This is a genomic window from Streptosporangium sp. NPDC000396 (assembly GCF_042898655.1).
Lineage (GTDB): Bacteria > Actinomycetota > Actinomycetes > Streptosporangiales > Streptosporangiaceae > Streptosporangium.
Genome location: NZ_JBIAZA010000004.1, coordinates 340,876 through 362,394 on the forward strand (window position 1 = coordinate 340,876; position 21,519 = coordinate 362,394).

The 21,519-nt window shown below is 69.4% G+C and carries 22 protein-coding genes and 1 pseudogene; 8 read left to right on the top strand and 15 right to left on the bottom strand.

Annotation, left to right across the window (positions count from 1 at the left end):
- The first annotated feature begins 387 nt into the window (after positions 1 to 387).
- Positions 388 to 699, top strand: coding sequence for a hypothetical protein (locus ACFY2X_RS08695; RefSeq protein WP_389934442.1), 312 nt, complete (start codon positions 388 to 390; stop codon positions 697 to 699).
- A gap of 123 nt (positions 700 to 822) precedes the next feature.
- On the opposite strand, the gene ACFY2X_RS08700 is transcribed toward ACFY2X_RS08695, so the two are convergent.
- The 3 genes from ACFY2X_RS08700 to ACFY2X_RS08710 all read right to left on the bottom strand — a co-directional run bounded on the left by ACFY2X_RS08700 (position 823) and on the right by ACFY2X_RS08710 (position 1,986).
- Positions 823 to 1,125 carry a hypothetical protein gene (locus ACFY2X_RS08700; protein ID WP_389934445.1) on the bottom strand — a complete coding sequence of 101 codons (303 nt, stop codon included), beginning with the start codon at positions 1,123 to 1,125 and terminating at the stop codon, positions 823 to 825.
- Positions 1,126 to 1,345: 220 nt separating this feature from the next.
- Positions 1,346 to 1,633 (bottom strand): hypothetical protein, encoded by a 288-nt coding sequence (locus ACFY2X_RS08705; RefSeq protein WP_389934448.1) that lies wholly within the window; start codon positions 1,631 to 1,633, stop codon positions 1,346 to 1,348.
- The gene (locus ACFY2X_RS08710; RefSeq protein ID WP_389934451.1) at positions 1,630 to 1,986 is read right to left on the bottom strand and encodes a hypothetical protein; all 357 of its coding nucleotides are present in this window, start codon (positions 1,984 to 1,986) and stop codon (positions 1,630 to 1,632) included. Before ACFY2X_RS08710 ends, ACFY2X_RS08705 begins: the two co-directional genes overlap by 4 nt.
- Positions 1,987 to 2,236: 250 nt before the next feature.
- On the opposite strand from ACFY2X_RS08710, the pseudogene ACFY2X_RS08715 reads away from it, so the two are divergent.
- Positions 2,237 to 2,410, top strand: a pseudogene (locus ACFY2X_RS08715) (helix-turn-helix domain-containing protein); the annotation flags it as partial.
- Between the two features lie 45 nt (positions 2,411 to 2,455).
- Positions 2,456 to 3,475, top strand: a complete 1,020-nt coding sequence (locus tag ACFY2X_RS08720) for a hypothetical protein (RefSeq protein WP_389934802.1) — start codon at positions 2,456 to 2,458, stop codon at positions 3,473 to 3,475.
- A gap of 137 nt (positions 3,476 to 3,612) precedes the next feature.
- Here the strand turns inward: ACFY2X_RS08720 and ACFY2X_RS08725 are convergent, their stop codons facing one another.
- The 3 genes from ACFY2X_RS08725 to ACFY2X_RS08735 all read right to left on the bottom strand — a co-directional run bounded on the left by ACFY2X_RS08725 (position 3,613) and on the right by ACFY2X_RS08735 (position 6,189).
- Positions 3,613 to 4,698 (bottom strand): NAD(P)-dependent alcohol dehydrogenase, encoded by a 1,086-nt coding sequence (locus tag ACFY2X_RS08725; RefSeq protein ID WP_389934454.1) that lies wholly within the window; start codon positions 4,696 to 4,698, stop codon positions 3,613 to 3,615.
- Between the two features lie 184 nt (positions 4,699 to 4,882).
- Complete coding sequence (locus tag ACFY2X_RS08730; protein ID WP_389934457.1) at positions 4,883 to 5,857, bottom strand: permease prefix domain 1-containing protein; 975 nt, start codon at positions 5,855 to 5,857, stop codon at positions 4,883 to 4,885.
- Positions 5,854 to 6,189 (bottom strand): PadR family transcriptional regulator, encoded by a 336-nt coding sequence (locus tag ACFY2X_RS08735; RefSeq protein WP_389934460.1) that lies wholly within the window; start codon positions 6,187 to 6,189, stop codon positions 5,854 to 5,856. Before ACFY2X_RS08735 ends, ACFY2X_RS08730 begins: the two co-directional genes overlap by 4 nt.
- 153 nt (positions 6,190 to 6,342) lie before the next feature.
- Here ACFY2X_RS08735 and ACFY2X_RS08740 point away from each other — a divergent pair, with 153 nt between their 5' ends.
- Positions 6,343 to 7,257, top strand: coding sequence for a phosphotransferase (locus tag ACFY2X_RS08740; RefSeq protein ID WP_389934463.1), 915 nt, complete (start codon positions 6,343 to 6,345; stop codon positions 7,255 to 7,257).
- Positions 7,258 to 7,629: 372 nt separating this feature from the next.
- Here the strand turns inward: ACFY2X_RS08740 and ACFY2X_RS08745 are convergent, their stop codons facing one another.
- The gene (locus ACFY2X_RS08745; RefSeq protein ID WP_389934466.1) at positions 7,630 to 8,250 is read right to left on the bottom strand and encodes a hypothetical protein; all 621 of its coding nucleotides are present in this window, start codon (positions 8,248 to 8,250) and stop codon (positions 7,630 to 7,632) included.
- A 174-nt stretch (positions 8,251 to 8,424) separates the two neighbouring features.
- Between ACFY2X_RS08745 and ACFY2X_RS08750 the strand changes: the two genes are divergently transcribed.
- Positions 8,425 to 12,105 (top strand): helix-turn-helix domain-containing protein, encoded by a 3,681-nt coding sequence (locus ACFY2X_RS08750; RefSeq protein WP_389934469.1) that lies wholly within the window; start codon positions 8,425 to 8,427, stop codon positions 12,103 to 12,105.
- A 635-nt stretch (positions 12,106 to 12,740) separates the two neighbouring features.
- Entirely contained in the window at positions 12,741 to 13,625 is an 885-nt protein-coding gene (locus tag ACFY2X_RS08755; protein ID WP_389934472.1) for a glycerophosphodiester phosphodiesterase, read from the top strand.
- Positions 13,626 to 13,736: 111 nt separating this feature from the next.
- Here the strand turns inward: ACFY2X_RS08755 and ACFY2X_RS08760 are convergent, their stop codons facing one another.
- The 5 genes from ACFY2X_RS08760 to ACFY2X_RS08780 form a co-directional block, all read right to left on the bottom strand.
- On the bottom strand, positions 13,737 to 14,684 hold the full coding sequence (locus tag ACFY2X_RS08760; RefSeq protein ID WP_389934789.1) for an RNA-guided endonuclease InsQ/TnpB family protein: 948 nt from the start codon (positions 14,682 to 14,684) through the stop codon (positions 13,737 to 13,739).
- Entirely contained in the window at positions 14,579 to 14,845 is a 267-nt protein-coding gene (locus ACFY2X_RS08765) for a helix-turn-helix domain-containing protein (protein WP_389934475.1), read from the bottom strand. Before ACFY2X_RS08765 ends, ACFY2X_RS08760 begins: the two co-directional genes overlap by 106 nt.
- A 499-nt stretch (positions 14,846 to 15,344) precedes the next feature.
- Positions 15,345 to 16,565 (bottom strand): Dyp-type peroxidase, encoded by a 1,221-nt coding sequence (locus tag ACFY2X_RS08770; RefSeq protein WP_389934478.1) that lies wholly within the window; start codon positions 16,563 to 16,565, stop codon positions 15,345 to 15,347.
- A complete protein-coding gene (locus ACFY2X_RS08775; RefSeq protein ID WP_389934481.1) occupies positions 16,565 to 17,128 on the bottom strand; it encodes a copper chaperone PCu(A)C in 564 nt (187 codons plus the stop codon). Before ACFY2X_RS08775 ends, ACFY2X_RS08770 begins: the two co-directional genes overlap by 1 nt.
- 374 nt (positions 17,129 to 17,502) lie before the next feature.
- Positions 17,503 to 18,084, bottom strand: a complete 582-nt coding sequence (locus ACFY2X_RS08780) for an MFS transporter (protein WP_389934483.1) — start codon at positions 18,082 to 18,084, stop codon at positions 17,503 to 17,505.
- Positions 18,085 to 18,414: 330 nt separating this feature from the next.
- Between ACFY2X_RS08780 and ACFY2X_RS08785 the strand changes: the two genes are divergently transcribed.
- Positions 18,415 to 18,996, top strand: coding sequence for an ATP-dependent Clp protease proteolytic subunit (locus tag ACFY2X_RS08785; protein ID WP_389934486.1), 582 nt, complete (start codon positions 18,415 to 18,417; stop codon positions 18,994 to 18,996).
- Between the two features lie 7 nt (positions 18,997 to 19,003).
- Here ACFY2X_RS08785 and ACFY2X_RS08790 read toward each other — a convergent pair whose 3' ends face one another.
- Positions 19,004 to 19,183, bottom strand: a complete 180-nt coding sequence (locus ACFY2X_RS08790; RefSeq protein WP_389934489.1) for a hypothetical protein — start codon at positions 19,181 to 19,183, stop codon at positions 19,004 to 19,006.
- Between the two features lie 9 nt (positions 19,184 to 19,192).
- Positions 19,193 to 19,921: a DUF2470 domain-containing protein gene (locus tag ACFY2X_RS08795; protein ID WP_389934492.1), complete on the bottom strand. Its 729-nt coding sequence runs from the start codon at positions 19,919 to 19,921 to the stop codon at positions 19,193 to 19,195.
- Between the two features lie 87 nt (positions 19,922 to 20,008).
- Here ACFY2X_RS08795 and rpsD point away from each other — a divergent pair, with 87 nt between their 5' ends.
- Complete coding sequence (gene rpsD / locus ACFY2X_RS08800; RefSeq protein ID WP_389934495.1) at positions 20,009 to 20,623, top strand: 30S ribosomal protein S4; 615 nt, start codon at positions 20,009 to 20,011, stop codon at positions 20,621 to 20,623.
- Positions 20,624 to 20,697: 74 nt separating this feature from the next.
- On the opposite strand, the gene ACFY2X_RS08805 is transcribed toward rpsD, so the two are convergent.
- Positions 20,698 to 21,498, bottom strand: a complete 801-nt coding sequence (locus tag ACFY2X_RS08805; RefSeq protein ID WP_389934792.1) for an ion transporter — start codon at positions 21,496 to 21,498, stop codon at positions 20,698 to 20,700.
- Positions 21,499 to 21,519 lie beyond the last annotated feature (21 nt).

Consider the following 21,519-nt stretch of genomic DNA (forward strand, 5'->3'; position numbering starts at 1 on the left):
TTATCGAAGGTCCTCCCAGAAGTGTGGACACCTTGAGTGCCAGATCATGGAGATCTGGAGACAGGGAAGTTCTTGGTGGTCATGAAGGTCTACTCGGCTGAGTTCAAAGCCGATGACGTTGCGCTGTACCTGTCGGATCCGGCTCGGATGATGGCCTCGGGACCCGCGACTTGGGCATTAGCCGGGAGACGTCGACGAGCCCTCTCACTGGCAAGCCAAGGTCGACGAAGATCCCGGTTACGCCCGCTAGCCACGGAGCGGATTCGACGGTTCCCACAAGGCGCTGGCCGAGGTGGAGGTGAGGGCGCAGACGCTGCCAGGTCTCTGCGTTCATGCTCGTCTCCTCATCCCGTCAGCGTAGAGCGGCTGGGAGAAGATACTGAGGGCATGCGGTACTTTCGGCGTCCCTGGGACGAGGATCGAGGGGATGAGTACGCGAGCTGGGGGACGTCTACGTTCTATCTGGCGCTCGATGACGAGGGCTACGCCCATGCGCAGATCGAGGTCTACGCCAACGGCACGGTGCTCGCCTACGACGCGGAGCACGACGAGGACCGGTACGGGGGTTTGACCTATGCCCAACTGGATCTCGACGAGTTCGCTCCGTACGAGATCAGCGAGCTTGAGTTCCACGAGGAGACGGGACGTTTACACCCCATGCGCTCCGCTCCCCATGACGGGCGATCGGGCGATCGGTGAGGGAGCCCGCGGGGCACATTGAGGGCACATTGCATCGGCGAGCCCAGCAGCGCCAGACGATGACCCACCCGGGGTGTCAGGCCTCCAGGTCGCGGGCGATGTCGGCGGGGGTGCGCAGGGGCGTCACCGGCTTCGGCCCGTCGGGGTCAGGACGTGGCGGATCCGCTGGGCGACGGCGCTGGCTTCGGCGACGGGGGCGATCTTTTCGTGCCAGGACCACCAGAACCACCAGGTTCCTTCCTGCGCTGCGGCGTAGATGCTCTCGGACAGGGCGGGGGTGTCGGGGTTGACGGCGACCAGCTCCGGGGGACGGCGGTGGGCCACGCGGACCCGGGCGTGCAGGCCGTGCTCGCGGAGGCGTTCGGTCAGGCGGGTCAGGTGGGCGGTGGCCGTGGTCGTGGCCTCGGCGTCGGGGGTCATGGCCATGAGGTCGCTCCGGTAAAGGGGGGTGGGCGTGCCGTACCCCACTGGTCGGGATGCGGGCATGGGGCATTGGCGCATGGCGGATCGGTGCGGGTGGCCCCCGATGGTTGTGGGGAAGCGCATCGGGGGCCGGGTCCGACCGGGATGACGGGGGCGGCATCCGGTCGGATGTTCGAGGTGGCTCCACCGCTTCCCCTCCACGAAGAGGCGGAGCCACCCGTTTTTACCGGGCTCTTCCGGACAGCAACGCCGCCCAGATCGCCCGAGCCTCATGGATTGAGCCGACGAAGGTCTCCTGGACCTCGTTGATGTCGTCGCGCTGGATAGTCCGTCGGATGAATGCCCGGCCGCCTCCTTCGCACAGTTCGTATACCGTGGCGCGGCAGAAGCAGGTCCAGGCCACCGGGCGCACCCGCGCGAGCACCGGGTACGGCTTTCGCCGCTCCAACCGCAGGTGGTCACGCTGGGCCATCACCACGTGTGGGCTCAGGCATTCATTCAGCGTGATCATGACATGCTCTCGGCGATCAGCTCCGACAGTGGATGCGTCTCCCGAAGTTCCCGGTAGTGGAAGGTGATGCGACGGGCGGCGCGGTCAGGATCGGCCGCCGAGTGCCAGGCGTAGACGAACCGCCGACGTCGGGCATCCCACCCGGTGCGCCACCAGAACCGTTCTCCGTCGCACCACACCACCAGGCCAACCCAGACCGATACCAGCGCCAGCCCGTAGCCGTCGTGCACGTCGCAGGCGATGCCGTACTTCTCCAGAGTCGTTCGCAGGAGTTCGGCCCGCTGGCAGGGATCGGCCGGGATGGTGCGCCGGGTCTGATGCTGGAGGTTCGTGCCCGTTTTGAGGCTGCTCACGGTGCCGTCCTTCGCCATAGTCATTGACCGCGTCCCTATGTCGGAGCCACCATGGATTGCGCCGTATTCGCGTTACGGCAGTTGCTTTCGATGGTTGCTGAACAGGGAAATGAACTTTCGGGGCGAGGAAGACGATTGATGCCCCTCCGCTCCTCGCCTGTGTAAAAGCATCACGGTCAACATCCGGAAATTCACCGTTGCGTGGTTGCCGCAACAGTCGTTGCCGCAACGATCAGAGAGGGCGTTCGGCGTGGTCAGTGGCCAGGACCTACGGGCAGCTCGTCAAAGCGCGAAGGTCAGTCTCGACGTGCTCGCCGAGAAAATCGGCATGTCAAAGGGGCATCTCAGTCGAGTGGAACGCGGGCAACGCGAGGTCACGCCTTCCTTACTCCGAAGCTACCAACAAGCATTAGGTGTGAATGTTGCGGCAATGGATAGGAAAGACCTCTTACCGGACAATATGGAAGATATGAAACGCAGAAGTGTTTTAGGAATCATCGCGGCGGCCTCAGTAGGATCGGCCGCGCTGGAGCCGCTCACCCGACTCCTGGACGGCCTGGACGGCAAGGACCTGACGAGTGTGGGCATCGCCGAGGTTCAGGCGGTCGAGGCCGCCGCCGACCTCTACACCCGCATGGACCTGGCCCACGGCGGAGGCATGGCGGCAGCCATGGCTCGGGGCTCCCTCAGCTGGGCGATCGACTTGCTGGACAAGCCGATGACCTCACCGATCCGCGAGCGCCTGTCCTCGGCCATCGGGTTGCTGGCCGATCGACTGGGCTGGGCGATCTACGACGCGGGCGACACCGCCAAGGCCAGCAGGGTTCTCACGCTTGCCCTGGACAACTCCGCACGCGGAGCTGATCGGGACCTGCGAGCTCACGTCATGCTCGATCTGTCCACCGTCATCACCGACGCAGGCCGCCCGTCCGAGGGCGTGGAGATTCTCCGGCTGGCGCTGGGGGATGAGCGGATCAGCTCGGCCGAGCGCGCCAACCTGCACGCCGTCGCCGCCCGCCACTGCGCCGCAGCTCATGACCGCCAAGCAGGGCTACGGCACGTCGATCTCGCCGAGGAAGCATTGGCCAGATCGCAACCGGCCTCGTCACCTGAATGGGCACGGCGCATCACCGTCTCTCCCGGCCACCATGACAGTGCTCTGGGTCTGGCGCTGTTCGCTCTCGGTGAGGACACTCGAGCGCGTGAGCGTCTGTCATCGGCTGTGGCGAGGCTGGACACCGGCCGGACCCGGACCGGGCTGCGTTGCCGTACCCGGCTGGCGATCCTGCACATGCGCGCCGGAGATCGGGAATGTGGTGAACGAGAGGCGCGCCGGGCCGTACGGGATGCCGATGGTGTCCGGTCTCGGCGTGTGTCGAGTGATCTTCAGATGATGGTCACCGGCGCCCGTACTTACGGCATGAGCGGGCTTGCCGACGAGCTGACTCGCTCGATCACACAGGGAACAGCAGTTTCGGCAGAGGTGTAGAAGCTTCTTGGGGCGCTGGGCTGGCTCTACGCCCTCCAGAGTCCCTCATCCTTCGGGCGTCTCAGTTCGGAGCGGCGGTGGAGAGTTCGGGTCGTACGGCTTGCTGAAGACTCTTGAAAGGGCGGGTTGAGGCGGGTTCACAGTGTGAGGACGACTTTGCCGCGGGCGTGTTCTGTTTCGAGGGAGTGGATGGCGGCGGCGGTCTCGCCCAGGGGATACGTCTGTTGGATCACCGGGGTGATCTTTCCTGTTGCGACGAGTTCGGCGAGGTGGGTCAGGTCCTCGGTGCTGCGCTTGACGTACAGCCCGCGGAGCTTCTGGCTCACGAACGGTGAGATGACGGCGGCGGCGAGCAGTCGTGGCAGGGGGCCGAGCATCGGGCCGCCGGTGCCGCTGGAGGAGATGTAGACACCTTTCGGGGTGAGCAGCCGGCGGAACTCGGAGATCCGATAGTTGCCCGCCAGGTCGACGATGACGTCGAACCGGCCCGCGTCTCGCCCCGCGTCACGGCTGACGTCATGGCCTGCGCCTTGGGTGGTGTCTCGGTCCGTGTCTCGGGTGACGTCACGGCCTGTGCCCCGGGTGACGTCACGACCCGTGTCTCGGCCCGTGCCTGGGATGAGGTCCTCGCGGGTGTAGTCGATCACGTGATGGGCGCCGATGGAGCGCACCAGCTCCGCGTTGCGGGTGCTGCAGACGCCGGTCACCTTCGCGCCGAGCGCGTTGGCGAGCTGCACTGTGAAGGTGCCGACCCCGCCGGAGGCTCCGTTGACGAGCACCGTCCGGCCGGGACCGACCTCGCCGAGCCGTAACGCCCGCAGCGCGGTCGTCGCCGCCACGGGCAGGGTGGCCGCCTGCTCGAACGTCACCCCTGCGGGTTTCGGGGCCAGGTGTGTTTCCGGTGCCGCCACGTACTCGGCGAAGCCCCGCTGGTTCATCTCGCCGAATACCTCGTCGCCGACCCGGAAGCGCGTCACTTTCGCCCCGACCGCCTCCACCGTCCCGGCGATGTCGCGGCCCAGGATGGTCTCCTTCGGGCGCCGGAGTCCGAACGCTAGGCGCATGATGCTGGGGGAGCCGTGCATGATGGCCCGGTCGGCGTAGTTGATCGAGGCCGCGCGGACCCGTACGAGCACCTGGTCGTCGCCGACGGCGGGCTTGTCGACGTCGGTGTACCGCAGGACCTCGGCTGAGCCGTACTCCTTGTAGACGATCGCTTTCACGAGAGCTCCTTGTTTCGGTTCGTTTCGGTGATGATCGGGACTGTCGCCGGGCGGCAGGCAGCGGACATCGCACCGGCGGCTTCGAGCGGCGTGGTTCTTTGGAGGGGCGACGTGGTTTTCGAGGGCCGACGTGATTCTTCGGAGTCCCAGAGCGGTTCTTCGAGAAGCGGGGATTCGTGACCGTTCAGCGGCGGCGCGACTGGGCGATCCTCTCGGCGACAGTGAGGACGAGCGAGCCGATGGAGATCACGATGAGTACCGTTCTGACCCACTGCGGTACGGCCGGCGACCACCCGGCCGCCTCGGTGAAGGCCGGGTTGAGCACCTTGTCGTTGGTGGCGAGCCAGATCAGCGCGATCGGGCAGGTGATGTCGGCGAGCGACCCGGTGATGGCCAGGGGAACGCTCCAGGGCACGTAGTGCTTCGCGAACGAGAAGCCGAGGCTGACGACCACGAGGGCGATGAAGAGGTAGACGACACCGGTCTCCCACAGCCAGGGCGAGAGCAGGCCGACGGGATCTCCGTTCGCGTCCGTCTCGGTGCTCACCACCGGCGAGAGCAGGATGAAGGTCGTGAACAGGACCGTCATGACGGTCAGGGTGATCAGCTCGCCGTACCGGGCGCGGCGGCTGGGCGGCTCCGGGAGCGCGGCGGGGGTCCAGGGCCGTGCGGGCGTCCGGCGCGGAGCGGCGGTGCGTTCGATGATGGCGAAGACGAGCGTCGTCCAGAAGGCGATGTGGATGCCCGCCGTGAGCGCCGCGCCGAGGGCGTCGCCGATCACGCGGAGGGCGGGGGCGCCCTGCAGGCCCCGCACGAGTCCGACGGCTGCGGCGGCGGTGGGCACGATCGTCGCGAGCAGGGCGGTCAGCAGTCGCGTGTAGCCGAGATAGAGCCCGGGGCCGATGAGCTGGAGCGGGCGATCCGCGTAGCCGGCGGCCAGCCGTACCGGGTCGCCGAGTTCGGTGAGCACCGCGAGCTCCGCTTCGGCGGGATCGCTTCCGGCGTCGAGGCGGTCGTCGACGGCGTCCGCGATCGACGCGCGGAGTTCCTTCTCGATGTCGGGGCGCTGTCTCCCGGGCAGGCGGCGCAGGGTCGCTTCGACGTAGCGATCGGTGAGGGTGCGTGTGGTGGTCACCGTGGTGGTCGCAGGGGATGTCATGGCTCGCCCTTCAGGGTGCGGAATGCGGCGTGAAGCGCATCCCAGTCGTGGCTCAGGGTGTCGGCGAGTGCGAGGCCTTCGGCGCTCGTGCGGTAGAACTTGCGCGGCCGGGACTCTTCGGTGTTCCAGTCGCTGGTCAGGAGCCCCTGCTTCTCAAGGCGGCGCAGGAGTGGGTAGAGGGTGTTGGCGTCAACGGCGAAGCCGCGCCGGTCGAGCAGGTCGAGCAGCGCATATCCGTAGTTCGGCTGCTTCAGGATGAGCAGGCAGGCGAGCACGACGGTCCCCCGGCGGAGTTCCTGAAGGTGTGCCGAGAGAAGCTCGTCGCTTAGCATGTGCGTCACAATAGTGTGTGTCACACAATAATGCAACGGCGAGAGGTGGCAGTCGAAGGGAAGCAGTACGCCCGGTCAACGGCCAAGGCGCCGGGTGGTGGGTGGCGGAAATAATGACAATCGCGACGGCGCCTTTTTGGATACGGTGTGGCCATGATCAGGGATGTGTCGTTGCCGGATGATTGGGAGCCGAGGGTCAGGAGCGCGCTCGGTGGCGTGTTGCCCGAGCTGAGGGACGCCTCGTTGCAGCCGCTGGGTGCGGGGCTGGACAACGTGACGTTGCTCCTGAACCAGGAGATCGTGCTGCGGTTTCCGAAGAACGACGACGGGGCCGAGAGCGTCGAGCGGGAGGCGCGGCTGCTCCCTGAGCTCGTTCTGGACCTGGCGATCCCGCGGTTCCTGTTCACCGCGCCCAACCCGCTCGGGCCCGGCTCCTTCTGCGGCTATCACCTGATCCCGGGGGAGGTGCTCTCGCCCGAGCAGTGGCACACGCGAGGGCTGCCGGACCTGCCGGGGCCGGCGAGGCAGATCGCCTCGGCACTCGACGTCATCCACGCGTTCCCGGCGGACAAGGCGGAGAGCCTGGGGGCGCCGGTATGGGATCTGCGGGAGGAGTTCGCCGAAGACCTGTCCGCGATCAGGGAAGAGGTGCTTCCCCGGCTGACGGTGGGGGAGGGGAAGGCGCTGGCCGCGGCCTGGGAGGGCTACCTCGACGACGACGCCAACTTCGCCTACGAGCCGACGATGACGCACGGCGACGTGAGCCTGGATCACCTGCTGGTCACCGGTGACGAGATCACCGGGCTCATCGACTTCGGCGACGCCGAGGTCGGAGATCCCGACTACGACCTGTCCTACCTGTGGGCCGAGGCGGGGCCGGATTTCGTACGGCGGGTGCAGTCCTTCCGCGGTCTGCCATTCACCGAGCGGCTGGCGGCGAAGCTCGAATTCTGGATGCTGGCCGACCCGGCGCGGGACATCGTGTACGGCCTGGAGACCGACGATCCCGAACTGATCGACGACGCGCTGCGCACGCTCCGCGCCCGCCTCGCCACCGGGACCCGGTAGGGCCCATGACGACGTCGCCCGGTGGCGGGACCCGGTAGGGCTTACGACGGCGGCGGAAGGCGCGGAAGGTAAACGCGGCACCCGCAGGACGGGCGGCGTGGAGGCCGCCCGCCCTCTTTCTGTTGTGACCGGGAAGGTCTACCGGGTTGCGCGCCGTTCGAAGGCGCCGGTCATGCCCGTGCCGCCGCTCGCCGTACCGGCGCCCGGAAACACCACGAACCCGGTGAAGGTATGCGGTCACCGCTTTCTCGGGCACCGTCCTGCTTTCTCGGGTACTGCCCTGCTTTCTCGGGCGCCGTCCCGCTATCCCAGGCGCCGCTCTGCTTTCCCAAGCATGGCCCTGAGAAATCTGCGCCGATTCGAGCAGGAGGCTCAGCAGTCCGGGTCGATCGATCCCGGGCAGTTGCGCCACAGGCGGATGGACACGTTGAACCCGTCGTTGTTGTCGCCGAGGTTGGCGTCGTTGACCTTGAACTCGAACTGCGGGATGTGCCTGGGGTGCGTCATGGTCGCGGTGACCCTCAGACAGTCGCTGTCGGTGCCCACGGTGTACCAGTCTCCCGAGTTCAGGCGCTGGCCGCGGACGTCGCCGCTGACCACCATCACGTTGGCAAGATAGGGGCGGACGAGCAGCGCGTACTTCGGCTCGCCCGCGGCGGGCCAGCGGCCGTCGCCGGGGGCCGGGTCGTCCCAGCCGTTGCCCCACGGGCCCTTGTGGTCGCCCCAGGTCGCGATCTGGGTGCTGCCCGAAGCCCTGAAACGCAGAACGTCCCCCACACGCAGTGCCCGTACGGGTGCCCAATTCAGTTTGCGGTCGCCGGGGACGAACATGGTGCTCCTCAGCCGCCACGTGCCGCCGCGGGCCCAGGAGCCGCTGTTCGCGCAGTCGTCGATCGGGCCCGCCGCGGCGGCGGGCCGTACACCGATCAGGCCGGTCGCGGCCAGCGCCAGACCGGTTCCCAGGGACAGCAGACGACGGGTCATCGAGCGCATGGCTGATTCCTCCTCTTCGACGGGTGGGAGAGACGGTGAGACCGCCTCGCCCCGACCATCGGCTGGGAGAACCGGGACGGGGAAGCGAACGGCCATTATCCGTACAGGCCCGTACACGGTGTAACTCTCCGCGTCCCCAGCGCGACTTCCTGATGACCTGAAGGAAGGAACGCCGTGCCCGACCCCGTGACCGAGTACCCCTCGGCCATCCGCACCCGAGACGACTTCGCCAGACGGCTGTCCGCCCTGCGTGACCGGGAAGGCCTGACGGTTCGGCAGGTGGCGGCGCTGGCGGGCAGCCCCGGCGCGCACAGCACGATCGGCGACTGGTTCGCCGGCAGAGGGCTGCCCTCGCTCGCCCTGCGCGACCTGTTCACCCGCGTGCTGAAGGTCTGCGGCACCGACGACCCCGAGCTGGTGGAGGAGTGGCTGCTGGCCTGGCAGCGAGTACGGCGGGCGCCCGGACGCAGGACGGGAGGGATCGAGCCGTATCGGGGGCTGGCCGGGTTCCAGGCCGAGCACGCCGAGTGGTTCTTCGGCCGCGCGGCACTGACCGGCAGGCTCCTCGCCCGCGTGGCCGAACTGGACGGCGGCGGCGTGCAGTTCGTGGTGGGCGCGTCCGGATCGGGCAAGTCCTCGCTGCTGCGCGCCGGACTGATCGCCGCGCTGCGGGCGGATGGACGCCCCGTGACGCTGCTCACCCCCGCCACCGTGCCCGCGCCCGAGCTGAAGGGGACGCCGGGCCTCGTGCTGGTCGTCGACCAGTTCGAGGAGGTCTTCACCGCGTTCGACGGAATCGCGTTCGATGGAGAGGAGCGGCGCGACGCCTTCATCGCCGCGCTGCTGGAGGCGGCCGCGGACGGCGCGATCGTCGTGGCGGGGCTGCGCGCGGACTTCTACGGCCATGTGCTGCGCCGTCCCGAACTCCTGAAGGCGGTCCAGGAGAGGCAGCTCGTCGTGGGACCGATGACCGGGGAGGAGATGCGCGAGGCCATCGTGGAGCCGGCGCGCAAGGCGCGGATCGACGTCGAGGACGGGCTGGTCGAGCTGCTGCTACGCGAGGCGAGCCGCGCCCACGACACGGGCGTGCTGCCGCTGCTGTCCCACGCGCTGTACGCCGCCTGGCTCCAGGGCCAGGGTCGCAGGCTCACCGTCGCCGGCTATCGCGAGGTGGGCGGCATCGAGGGAGCCATCGCGGCCAGCGCGGGCGACGTCTACGACGACCTGACGGGCGGGCAGCAGGAGCTGGCCCGCCGCCTCTTCCTCCACCTGGTCCACGTGGCCCCGGACACCGCCGACACCCGTCGCAGGGCCGCCACGGCCGAGCTGCTCGCCGAGGACCCCGAGACGGCGACCGTGCTCGACCGTTTCGTCGCCCAGCGGCTGATCACGATCGACGAGGGCACCGTCGAGATCACGCATGAGGCGCTGTTGTCGGCCTGGCCTCTGCTGAAGGGCTGGATCGACGCCGACCGCGTCGGGCTGTTCGTAGGCCGCAGGCTGGTCGCCGACGCCGAGTCATGGCGGCGCGACCAGCGCGACCCCGACGCGCTCTACCGGGGGACCCGGCTGCTGGCCGCCCAGGAGTGGGCGCAGGCGCACGGGCACGGGGTGCCGCCGTCGGCGCGGGAGTTCCTGCAGGCGGGCACCGGACACGCGCGCCGCCGGGTGCGCCGCCTCTACCAGGCCGTCACCGCGCTCCTCGTACTGCTGGCCCTCGCCCTCGTCTCCTCCGGTGTGGCCTTCCAGGCGCAGCGGACCGCCACCAGGCAGCGCGACGAGGCGCTGTCCAGAAAGGTCGCGGCCGAGACCGTCGCCCTGCGGCAGGCCGATCCGGCGCTCGCCGTCCAGCTCAGCGTGGCCGCCTACCGGCTCGCGCCCACCGTGGAGGCGCGCGGCGGAGTGCTGAGCCTGTCGGCCGAGCCGTACGCCACGAGGCTGACCGGCCACACGGGCACCGTGTACGCCGCCGCGTTCGCTCCCGGAGGCCGCCTCATGGCCACCGCGGGTGACGAGGGCGTGGTGCGGGTGTGGGACACGGCCGACCCGCACAGGCCGCGCCCGCTCGCCGCGCTGTCCGCGCATCAGGGCGGGGCGCTGACGGCCGCGTTCAGTCCCGACGGGCGCACTCTGGCGACCGCGGGGGTGGATCGGGTGATCCGGCTGTGGGATGTGACCGATCCGCGCCACCCGGCCGCGCTGGCCACCCTCGAAGGACACGGGGACACGGTCCGCCGCGTGGCGTTCCGCGGCGACGGGCGGGTCCTGGCCAGCGCGAGCTACGACAGGACCGCGCGCCTGTGGGACGTGGCCGACCCCCGGGCTCCCCAGCTGCTGGCCGTGCAGCGAGGACATCGCGACGGGTTGTCGGCCGCGGTGTTCAGCCCCGACGGGCGCAGCCTCGTCACGGCGGGGGCGGACCGGGTGATCCGGCTCTGGGACGTCGCCGACCCGCGCAGGCCCCGCGCCGTGACCACCCTCGAAGGGCACACGGGGCCTGTCCTGTCCGCCGCGTTCAGCCCTGACGGCCGCCTGCTCGCGACCGGTGCGTTCGACAACACGATCAGGCTGTGGGACCTGAAGACGCGCAAGACGCTCACCGTCCTCAACGGCCACGCCAACGGCGTCATCGCGCTCGGGTTCAGCCCCGACGGGCGGACCCTCGCCAGCGGCAGCTACGACCTCACCGTCCGCCTGTGGGATGTCTCGACCCCGCTCGCCGAGCGGCTTCCGCTCATCCTGAACGGGCACGGCGACATCGTCTACACGGTCGCCTTCAGTCCCGACGGCCGCACGCTCGCCTCGGGGAGCAAGGACACCATGGCCAGGTTGTGGGACCTGTCCGCGCTTGCGATGGCGGGGCATCCAGGGCGGGTCTACGCGGCGGCCTTCGCCCCCGGCGGCCGCTCGCTGGTCACGGGCACCGCTGACGGCGCACGGCTGTGGACCGTGGGCGGCCGCCCCGCGCCGCCGGTGGCGCTGGGCGGTCACGACGACTACGTGGTGGCCACCGGGTTTGACCCGCGCGGACGCCTGCTGGCCACCGGCAGCCTCGACTACACGATCGGGCTGTGGGACCTGTCCGCCCCCAAAACCCCGGCCACGATCCTGCGAGGCCACAGCGACAACGTGCTGGCGGTCGCCTTCGACCCGGCGGGCGCACTGCTCGCCACCGGCGGGGCCGACCGCGTGATCAAGCTGTGGGACGTCCGCGACCCCCGGCGGCCTGCGGCCGTGGCCACGCTCCCCGGCCACGCCGCTTCGGTGTCCGCGCTCGTGTTCGGCCCCGACGGTCGCACGCTCGTCTCGGCGAGCCTCGACGGGACGGCGCGGCTGTGGGACGTGGCCGACCCTCGCCGCGCCTCGGTGCTGGCCACCATGACCGGGCACACGGGCGGCCTGTACGCCGTCGCCCGCAGCGGGCGCGTGCTGGCCACCGGTGGTGCGGACGGCACCGTGCGGCTGTGGGACACGAGCGTTCCGGCGCGGCCTGTGGCGCTGGCCACGCTCACGGGACACACCACCACGGTCTCCGGCCTGGCCTTCAGCCCCGACGGGCGCACACTCGCCTCCGGCGGCTTCGACAAGACGGTCAGGCTGTGGGACGTCTCCTCGCCCCGCGCCCCCGTCGCGCTCGGCACGCTCACCGGGCATCCCGAGCGTGTCGAATCCGTCGCGTTCAGCCCCGACGGCGGCACCTTGGTCACGGGCGGCGCGGACGGCACCGCCCGGCTGTGGCCTCTCGACGTGAGCGCCTTGTCCTCGAAGCTGTGCGCGATGGCCTATCCGCCCATCACGGCCGAGCAGTGGCGTGCGTATCTCCCCGATGTTCCCTTCACTCCGCCATGTCCATAAGTGCCCCCACCGTCCTCTTCGCTTCGCCGTATCCATGAGGGCTGACCTGCGCTCCAAGGGCGAGTACGCCTCGCCGTACCTGCGGATCGACAGGCCGCGTCACGCCCGCCGGCAGACCTTCGACGGCGCTGATGCCCTGCCGGTGCCGTGCGTGTTCGGTCGCTCGCCGCGCACGACGAGAACGGCGACGGCCCTCGTTGCACCGTCGTGCCGTCCGGGCGCTCGAATCGGCCGACGGCAAAGAGACGGCAAAGAATATTTAAGTGCTTGACCATGTGTTTGTACTTTAAGTAATTGGACATCTACTTTGCGTGAGCATTGCTGATCAAGTGCCAGGGCTTGGCGTTCCGTGGCCCGGGATCGGCGGAGACGATGCGGACCAAGGGAGATGTTCATGACGCGGATCGCGCCCCTGTCCACCGTGTGTGCCGCCCCGGGTTCGCCGTGATCACCGGCTCGTGCTCGGCCCTCACGACCCCCAAGGGCAGGGTGGCGTCCGGATCCTTGGGCGGCGGGCTCACCTGGGGCTCGGTCACATGCCTGCGGAAAGTGGCGGGCGGGTAGCCGTGGGGCGGTCCACTTCGTGCTTCCGGCGAATCCCGCCGGCCGGGGGCCGGGCATTTCAAGCGAGCGGTGTGCGCGGCCCGAGCGCCGGCCGGGGAGAGTTCCGGGTCCACCGGCGCGGAAGGGCCAGGACGGCGCGGATTCTGGCCGGTGGCAACGGGATCCTGCGGTGGGCCGCGAAGATCTCGCTGCTGTGGGCGATGATGCTGGGCGGGGCGGGAGAAACTCACGACGTCGCCCGCCCGGTTTCCTCCGCCTCCTGTTCGACCCCGGAGGTGGTGTCCCATCGGGGCTACTGGGCCGAAGCCGTGGAGAACACGATCGGGGCGTTCGAGCAGGCGCTCGACGCGGGCTCTTCGCGCGTCGAGCTCGACGTGCACTTCACCAAAGATCACCATCCGGTGCTGATGCACGACGACCTGGTCGACAGGACCACCACGGGCAGGGGCCGGGTCTCCGGCATGACGCTGGCGCGGTTCGGCAGGCTCCGCACCACGGACGCCCAGCGCCCGCCGACCCTGTCCGAAGCCCTGGAATTCCTTCAGGGCGGAGTCGAGGAAGTGCTGATCGAGCTCAAAGAGGTTCCGGACGCCCAGGACCTGCGTGCCCTGCGAAGCGACTATCGCCGGTTCGGCGCCTACCGATGGGCGAGCCTGATGTCGTTCTTCCCGTCGGCTCTGGAGGCCGTCAAGTCCATACCCGCCCGCAAAGGCCTGCTGTCGAGGACGGCACCGCGGCTCTCGCTCGCCATGCAGTTCTCCTTCGTCGGGGTCAGGCACGACAGCCTGACGCGGACGCTGGCCCGCGCATATCTCGACCACGGCGTGGCCGTCTACGCCTGGACGCCCAACGACGAAAGCACGTGGCGACGCCTGGCGGGGTACGGGATCGACAGCGTCATCACCGACGAGACGTCCGCCTATCTGGACTGGTCATGGGAAACATGCCAGCTCTGAGGGCTCGCGGGGATTTCGTCGACGGGGCGGTCAAGCCCGCCGCGGGCAAGTTCCCGGCGGCGAGCGGAGCGGGGGGTGACTCCTCCGCTCCCTGAAGGGAGCGGCTTCTCGCTAAGCCGCTTTCGCGGCCTCACGAAGGGCAAGCCCTGCCCGGAGAATATTGCGGGCCGCGTTCACATCGGCGTGCGCGGCATGCCCGCACGCCGTACACCGGAACACCGCCTGGCTGACACGGTTCTCCGCAGCGCAGTGCCCGCATTGGGCACACGTGCGGGAGGTGTTGGCGGGGTTGACTGCGATCAGCTCACGACCGGCGCTTTCAGCCTTGTACCCGAGGACCCGCAGGAACACCCCCCAACCCGCATCCAGGATCGACCGGTTCAAACCGGACTTGGCCGCGACGTTCGTGCCGGGCGCCTCGAGAGTGCCGGACGCGCTGCGGGTCATGTTCGCGATCCGCAGGTCCTCATACACGATCACGTCATAGCCGCCGACCAGCGCGAGCGCCGCCTTGTGCGCGCCATCGAGCCGCTGGCGGCGCACCTTCGCATGCAGCGCGGCAAGCCGGGCCACGGCCTTACGCCGCCGGGTGGACCCGCGTTCTTTGCGGGCCAGAGCGCGTTGTGCCGCCGCGAGCCGATCCGCGGACGCGGCCAGGTGACGCGGGTTGTCGACGGGGTCGCCATCCGAGGTGGTGACCAGGGAGGCCACCCCCATGTCGATCCCGACCGCCGCGCCCGTGGCGGGCAGCACCTCGGCGGGCACCTCGTCGCACGACAACACCACGAACCAGCGGGAGCCCTCCCGTGTGACGCTGATCGTCTTCACCCGGCCCTTGACCCGGCGGTGCCGGTGCACCCGCACCTGCCCGACGCCCTGCAGCCGCACGAACGTGGCGGCCGGGTGGTGCGGCTGGGCATCCCACCGGCAGCCGTCGCCGTCCCTGGGCCAGGTCACCGTGTCGAACCGGCCGCGCCCCTTGAACCGCGGAAACCCCGGCGCGCGCCCGGAGCGGACCCGGGTGAAGAAGGCGGTGAACGCCGCCTGCAGGCGGCGCAGGGTGGCCTGCTGGGAGGAGAACGACCACCGGCCCTGCGGTAGGCGGTGCGCCGGTGTTCCAGCGCCGCGTTGTACAGGACCCGGTGGTCCTCCAGGCAGGCGGCCAGCGCGGCGGCCTGCTTGCTGGTGGGGCGCAGCAGGAATTTATAGGATCTACGCACGGCCGCTCACCGGGGCGCCGATCGGCTGCTCAAGGCTGGCCCGGATCAACCCCTCAGGGCGCACCTTGACGCGCTCCCCCGGAGCGGGGCGGCGGCATCGGGGGTAGCACGCGCCGCAGCATTCGAGGGCAGACGCCGCGCCGGGGAAAGGGCGTACCCGAGGAACCACCCGATCAATGTAACGGCGCCGCCCGCCCCAGGTCCGGGGAAAGGACCGGAAAGACATCCCGGCGGGGACGGCATTCCCCCGCCGCCTAAAGGCGACGGTCCCCTGCCGAGGTTTTGATGGAGCCGGTCCAGCCGGTTGAGAGGCGCAGAGCTGGAAAGGGAACGAGCTGGTCAAAGCGCCGATCGATCAATGCGGTGGCCGGTCAGAGTGCCGATCGATGCAGTCGACCTGGTCAGTGGGGTCGATCCGGTCGGTGCGATCGATCTGTTCGATCCGGTAGATCTGGCCGGTGCGGTGATCGATCGGCGCTTTGGAGGCTCGGAACGCGGCTCAGGACAGCAGGGTTTCACCGATCCAGCCGCCGGGGGAACAGCCCGGCGGGATGGCGAAAACGGCCGAGCCGATCGGCGTCGTCCACTCGTTCAGCAGGTCGGCCTCGGCCAGCCTCTTCTGGATCGGGATGAACTGCCGGGCGATGTCGGCCTGGTAGGAGGCGAACAGCAGCCCGGAGTCGGAGTGCCCTTCCGGGGTCAGCCCCTCGTCGTAGTTGTAGACCCGGCGGAAGATCCGCATGCCCGGGTCTTCGACGCGGGCCCGGCGGATGTGGGCGTACTCGGAGATGACCGGGAATCCGGCCGGTGTGAGCTTGGTGAAGTCAGGCTCGTCGTGTTCCTTGCTCCCGGTCAGCGGGGCACCGGTGTCCAGACGGCGTCCCACCGAGAACTCCTTGGCCACCCGGTCGGCGGCGTCCCACGTCTCCAGCTCCGCTCGGATGCGCCGCAACACCAGCGTGGTGCCGCCGCGCAGCCATTGCGGGCCCTCGCTGACCCACACGGACCGGTCGAAGTCGGACGTGCCCGGCTTGGGGTTGACGGTCCCGTCGAGCTGGCCCATGAGGTTGCGCTGGGTCATGCCGGGAGTCAGAACCTGCGGACTGCGGCGGAATCCCCGCTGGGTCCAGCGCACCCGTGCGAAGGAACGGGCGTCCTTGATCGTCATGCGCAGGGCGTGCGCGAGGGTGACGCCGTCGTCGGCGCAGATCTGCAGCAGCAGATCCGCGCCCGTCCACCGCTTCTCCAACTTGTCGATCTTGAATTTCGGGAGGGGCGCCACCGACTCGGGGCGCTGGTCCTCCACCCCGGCCGCCGTGAACAGGCCGGGACCGAACCCGAAGGTGACGGTCAGCCGGGAGGGGAGCACGGCGAGCTCCGGTTCGGTGTCCGCCAGGGCGGGTTTCCCCTCGGTCAGGCGGCGCACGTCGTCGGTGAGCAGGTGCATCATCCGGACGATGGCCTCGCGGCCGGTGCCGGGCAGCAGGTCCAGGCCGACGAACGCGGCATGGGTCTGCGGCATCGTGGCGATTCCGGCCTGATGGACACCGTGGAAGGATTCGGCGGCCGAGCCGACCGGGGCCGCTGTCGCCGCGTTCGGTGCCGCCTCGGAGGCGGCCTTGGAAGTGGCTTGCTCGGGGGCGCATGCCGCGAGGGCGCCGATCGCTGTGACGGCGCCCCCCGTGAGCAGTCCCCGGCGTGTCAGTCGGGGTTGGCGCATCAGCCGTGGTCCTTGCCCATGTCCATGCCCGGCTGGTAGTCCTCCTTGCCCCCGGCGAAGTCCTTGCCGACCGCGGTGAACTCCAGCTTCTCGCCGTTCTGGAGGGTGAGGATGAAGGGGATCTGCGCGCCGGGCTTCACCTCCTCGGTGACACCCATCAGCATGATGTGGTCACCGCCGGGCTGAAGCTGGTGCGTGCCCCGGGCGGAGATCACGAACCCGCCCTCCTTGGGCCGCATGACCATCTTCCCCTTGGACTCGACCACCTCGTGCAGTTCGATCTTCGGCGACAGCGGAGAGGCCCCGGAGACGACGGTCACGTCGGCGTCGGTGTTGTTGACCAGGGTGCCAAAGGCGGCGGACATGCCCTCCTTGGTGGTCTTCACCCACGGGTCGGTGATCGTGAGGGGCGGGGCGGTGGCGGAGGGGCTGGCCGGTGCGGCCGCGGTGCTTCCGGAGGCCGGTGCGGCCACCTTCGAGGTGGACTGCGCGCCGCAGGCGCTCACCGACGTGGTGGCCAGGGCCGCCAGCAGCCCAGCGGAAAGAGCACGACGAACGATCATGAAAAAGGCCTTTCAGGTGTACGGCGCCGCGGCTGGAGCCGTGCTCGACATGCCGCGCCAAGGACGCCGGAGAGATCTTGTGAAATACCCGGTGCCGGGTGGTCCGGCCCGGGGCGTCAGATGCGGGGCCCGTCAGGTCCCAGGGGACGAGATGATCAGAAGGCGAGGTGGCCGGAAGACGAGGTCGCCGAAAGCTCAGGCGGCCGGAAGACGAGATTGCCGAAAAGTCCGGGTCGCCTGGAGATCAGGTCGTCGAGGTCGCCAGAAGACCGGCTCAACCGGCCCGACCGGCTCAGCGGAATCGTCAAAGACCAGGTCGCCGGAGGGTACGGAGGGGGTCGCCGGAAGGCGAGACCGCCGGAGGAACGAACTCGTCAGAAGGACGTGACGGGACGGAGCGTGGGAGGGCCGCGCCGGCTCACCACGTGACGCAGCAGGGACGGGCGGAGGACGACCGGCCCGTCGGAGCGGGGAACCGCCGAGGGCGGCACGGGGACGGGGGAGGGCTCGGCGAGAACCGGGCCGAGCCGTGCGCCCAGCCGCCGCAGCAATGCCCAGAGCAGGGCCTCGCCTCGGGCGAGCCACAGCGCGGTCAGCCCCACGGCCCAGCCGTGCATGACGAGCATGGCGAGCCCCGGCAGCAGCCCCGCCGAATGCGGGTGTGCGTGGCCCGGGTGGAAGAGCGCCGAGTCCGTCGTGGTGAACAGCAGATGGAGCGCCGCCTGCGCGCCTCCGAGGAGGGGCAGGATCACCCTGACGCCGCGCTCGCGTCCGGTTGCCGGAAACGCCGCCGTGAACACCAGAGCCAACGCGCCCGCCGCGCTCCACGCCGGCACCGTGCCTCCGGCGAACACGTGCGCGACCACGCTCAGCCCGACGGACACCACGGCGAAAGCCGTGGAGCGGGCGAGGCGGAAGGGCATGGTCGCGGGCATGGTGCCGTAATCATCACACACGACGGGGTCGCCTTCCACGCCGGAGCCCGGCTGTCTCCAGGACGCGTGAGCCCGGGGCCGCTTTCCCCGGGGTGCGCGGGTGGGGGCCTCACTGTCTTCGGGCAGGTGGGAGCCCCGCCGCCCCGGGCAGGTGGGAGCCCCGCCGTCCCAGGCGGGCGGGAGCCTCACCGTCTCCGGGCGGGTGAGCCGGAGCCCGGAGAAATGAATTCACCCGATCTGCGCTGTCAGCGAAAAGCGCTGTCAGCGAACGAGCTGAAATCGCGGCGCCGGACCGCGTTATGGTCGCATCGATTCACCGTTTATACATTTCTGGATTCGGGGTAGGTGAGAATGACCGGTCCACAGCCCACGTTCGAGGACCAGCTGTACCAGCGGCTGCTGCGCAAGCGGATCATCGTGCTCGGCACCGAGGTGAACGACGAGGTGGCCAACCGCATCTGCGGTGAGCTGCTGCTGCTCTCCGCCGACGACGATCAGCGCGACATCTGGCTTTACGTCAACTCGCCCGGTGGCTCGATATCGGCAGGCATGGCCATCTATGACGTGATGCAGTTCGTCCCGAACGAAGTCGCCACCGTCGGCATGGGGCTGGCGGCTTCGATGGGGCAGTTCCTGCTCTCCGCGGGCGCGCCCGGCAAGCGGTACGCGCTGCCGCACGCCCGCGTGATGATGCACCAGCCGTCCGGCGGCGTCGGCGGCACCGCCACCGACATCGCCATCCAGGCCGAGCAGATGCTCTACACCAAGCAGGTGATGAGCGAGCGGCTCGCCTTCCACACCGGCCAGCCGCTGGAGCAGATCGAGGACGACTGGGATCGCGACCGTTGGTTCACGGCCACCGAGGCCAAGGACTACGGGCTCGTCGACGAGGTTATTCGGAGCACCAGGGTGGTGGGGGCGGACAGCCGGTGATTCGCCCTCAGAATAATTTCTTGACGCAATTCCGGTGTATGCCGAGAATCGCGCCGAGTTTTTCCTGGGAGTCACGCGGGGGCTCGCCGCGAAACCGGCGATAGGCCCCGGCGTGGGTGTGGCGGGCCGCCGCCTTCCGAGAGCGGCCCGTCACGCCGGTGTCGCCCACCTCGCGCCGCATGTCCATGATTCGCAGTCAGTGGTGGCAGAGCAGGCAGCGCAGGGCGCGCTCCAGGGATTCGGCGTCGCCGACCGGGGCGGGCCAGGGCAGGCGGATCAGGGTGGGCTGGTCGATCCCGGAGCGGACGGTCGCGCCGAAGCGGTCGAGCTCCCAGAGCCAGGCCTCGGGGGCCGGCGCGGCGAGCAGGGAGCCCAGCGCGCGCTCCAGCTGGCTCCGGTGGACGTTGTTGACGTGGCGGAGCATGCGCTCGGCCTCGCTCATCAGGGGGTCGGGATCGGCCCCGAAATACTCTTCGGCGTCCAGGACGCCTGATTCCGGCCCGGTGAGATAGATCACCTGGCCGACGTCGACACGGAGCAGCCGCGGGCCGTCGGTGCCCTCCAGGATGTCGAACAGCGCCTCGTCCGGGCAGTGCTCGGCGATCGCCACCGCGGTCCGACGAGCCTCCTCGGCCGGTACGGCCTGCACCCACCCCTGCATCTTGAGCAGGCCGCGCGAGAGCTCCCGCTCGCCCAGAGAGCGGTTCGCGGTCAGGTCCACCGTCACCACGGGCTCGTCGCGCACGCCGTGGAGAGGATCTCCCGGCAGGACCAGCAGCACCGGGCGGCCCGCGTCGTCCACGCCGCCTCTGGCGGGCGTCGCCGGCCGGGCCGTACCGGCGAAGGACACGTGGGTGGGGGCGGCCATGGCGGCCAGCGTGCGAACTCGCTCGGGGATCGGCGGAGCGGTGACGGGCTGCTGCATGGTCCGGCTCTCCTTGAGATCGGGGGACTCGGTCAGTTAAGGTAAGCGTTACCTAACTAAGGTAAGCCTAACCATAGAGGAGTGACCGTGCGCTACACCGGACCCAAGGTCCGCCTGTCCCGCCGGGCCGGCGTCCCGCTGACCCGCAAGGCCGTCCGCTACTTCGAGGAGCGTCCGTACCCGCCGGGTGAGCACGGGCGCAAGACCAACCGGCGGCAGACCGGCGACTATGGGCTACGGCTGATGGAGAAGCAGAAACTGCGCTGGTACTACGACGTCTCCGAGCGGCAGATGCGCCGCTACTGGGACATGGCGGTGCGCGGCACCGGCCGTTCCGGAGCCGAGCTGGTCGTTCTGCTGGAGAGCCGTCTGGCCTCGCTTCTCCTGCGCGCGGGTTTCGCCCCGTCCATTTACGCGGCACGCCAGTACGTCTCCCACGGTCACATCACCGTGGACGGCCGCAAGGTGGACATCCCCAGCTATCTGGTCAAGCCGGGCCAGGTCATCGCGGTGCGGCAGAGGTCCCGAGGGATGCAGCCGTTCGTCGCCGCCGCCGAGGGCACCTACGCCGACGACCGGATCGCCCCCTACCTGGACGTCAACCACACCGACCTCCGGTTCACCGTGGTGGACCGTCCCCTGCGCGAGCAGATCACGGTCCCGGTGGACGAGCAGCTCGTGGTGGAGTTCTACTCCCGCTGACCCGTTCGGCCCAGCCACCGGGGCGCCCCCGGTGGATCATTCCCTCCCGAGTCGCCGGAGCGCCCGCGTGCGGATCATCCGCCGCCGGGCGTCACCGGGGCCCGGTCCCGGTCTCGCAGTTCCCGCACCTCCGCCCTGAGGGCGGCCAGCTCCGCGAGCACGGCGACCCTGAGATCATGGGTCGCCTGGACCGACTCCTCGGCGTGCTCCTCATCCATCGCGCTGACCACCACCGCGATGAAGAGGTTCAGCACCACGAAGGTGCACACCAGCATGAACAGCACGAAGAAGATCCACGCCGACGGATGCTCGGCCATCACCTTCCTGGTGATGTCCGACCACGCGTCTCCGGTCATCATCTGGAACAGGGTGAACAGCGAGGTGGGCAGGTCCCCGAAATACTCCGGCGCGGTGGCGTGATAGAGCTTCGTGCCCATCACGGCCGCGACGTAGAGCACCAGGCCGAGCAGCAGCACGATCGACGTCATCCCCGGCACCGCGCTGAGCAGGGCCGTCACCACCTTGCGCAGGCTCGGCACCACGGAGATCAGCCGCAGTGCCCGCAGGATCCGCAGCGCCCGCAGGACCGAGAGCCCGCCCGCCGTGGGGAGCAGGGAGATGGCGACGATCGCCGTGTCGAACAGATTCCACGGGTCCCGGAAGAACTCCCGTCGGTAGACGTAGATCTTCACGATCAGCTCCACCATGAAGATGTAGAGCGCCAGATGATCGACGATGGTCAGCGCCGTGCCGTAGTGCTCGACAGCCGTGGTCGAGGTCTCCAGTCCCAGGGTCGCCGCGTTGATCACGATGACGGCGATGATGGCGTGCTGGAAACGCGATGCCTCCAGAGCGGCGCGGGCGCGCTCGCGCATCGGCACGGATGGCTCCCCGAT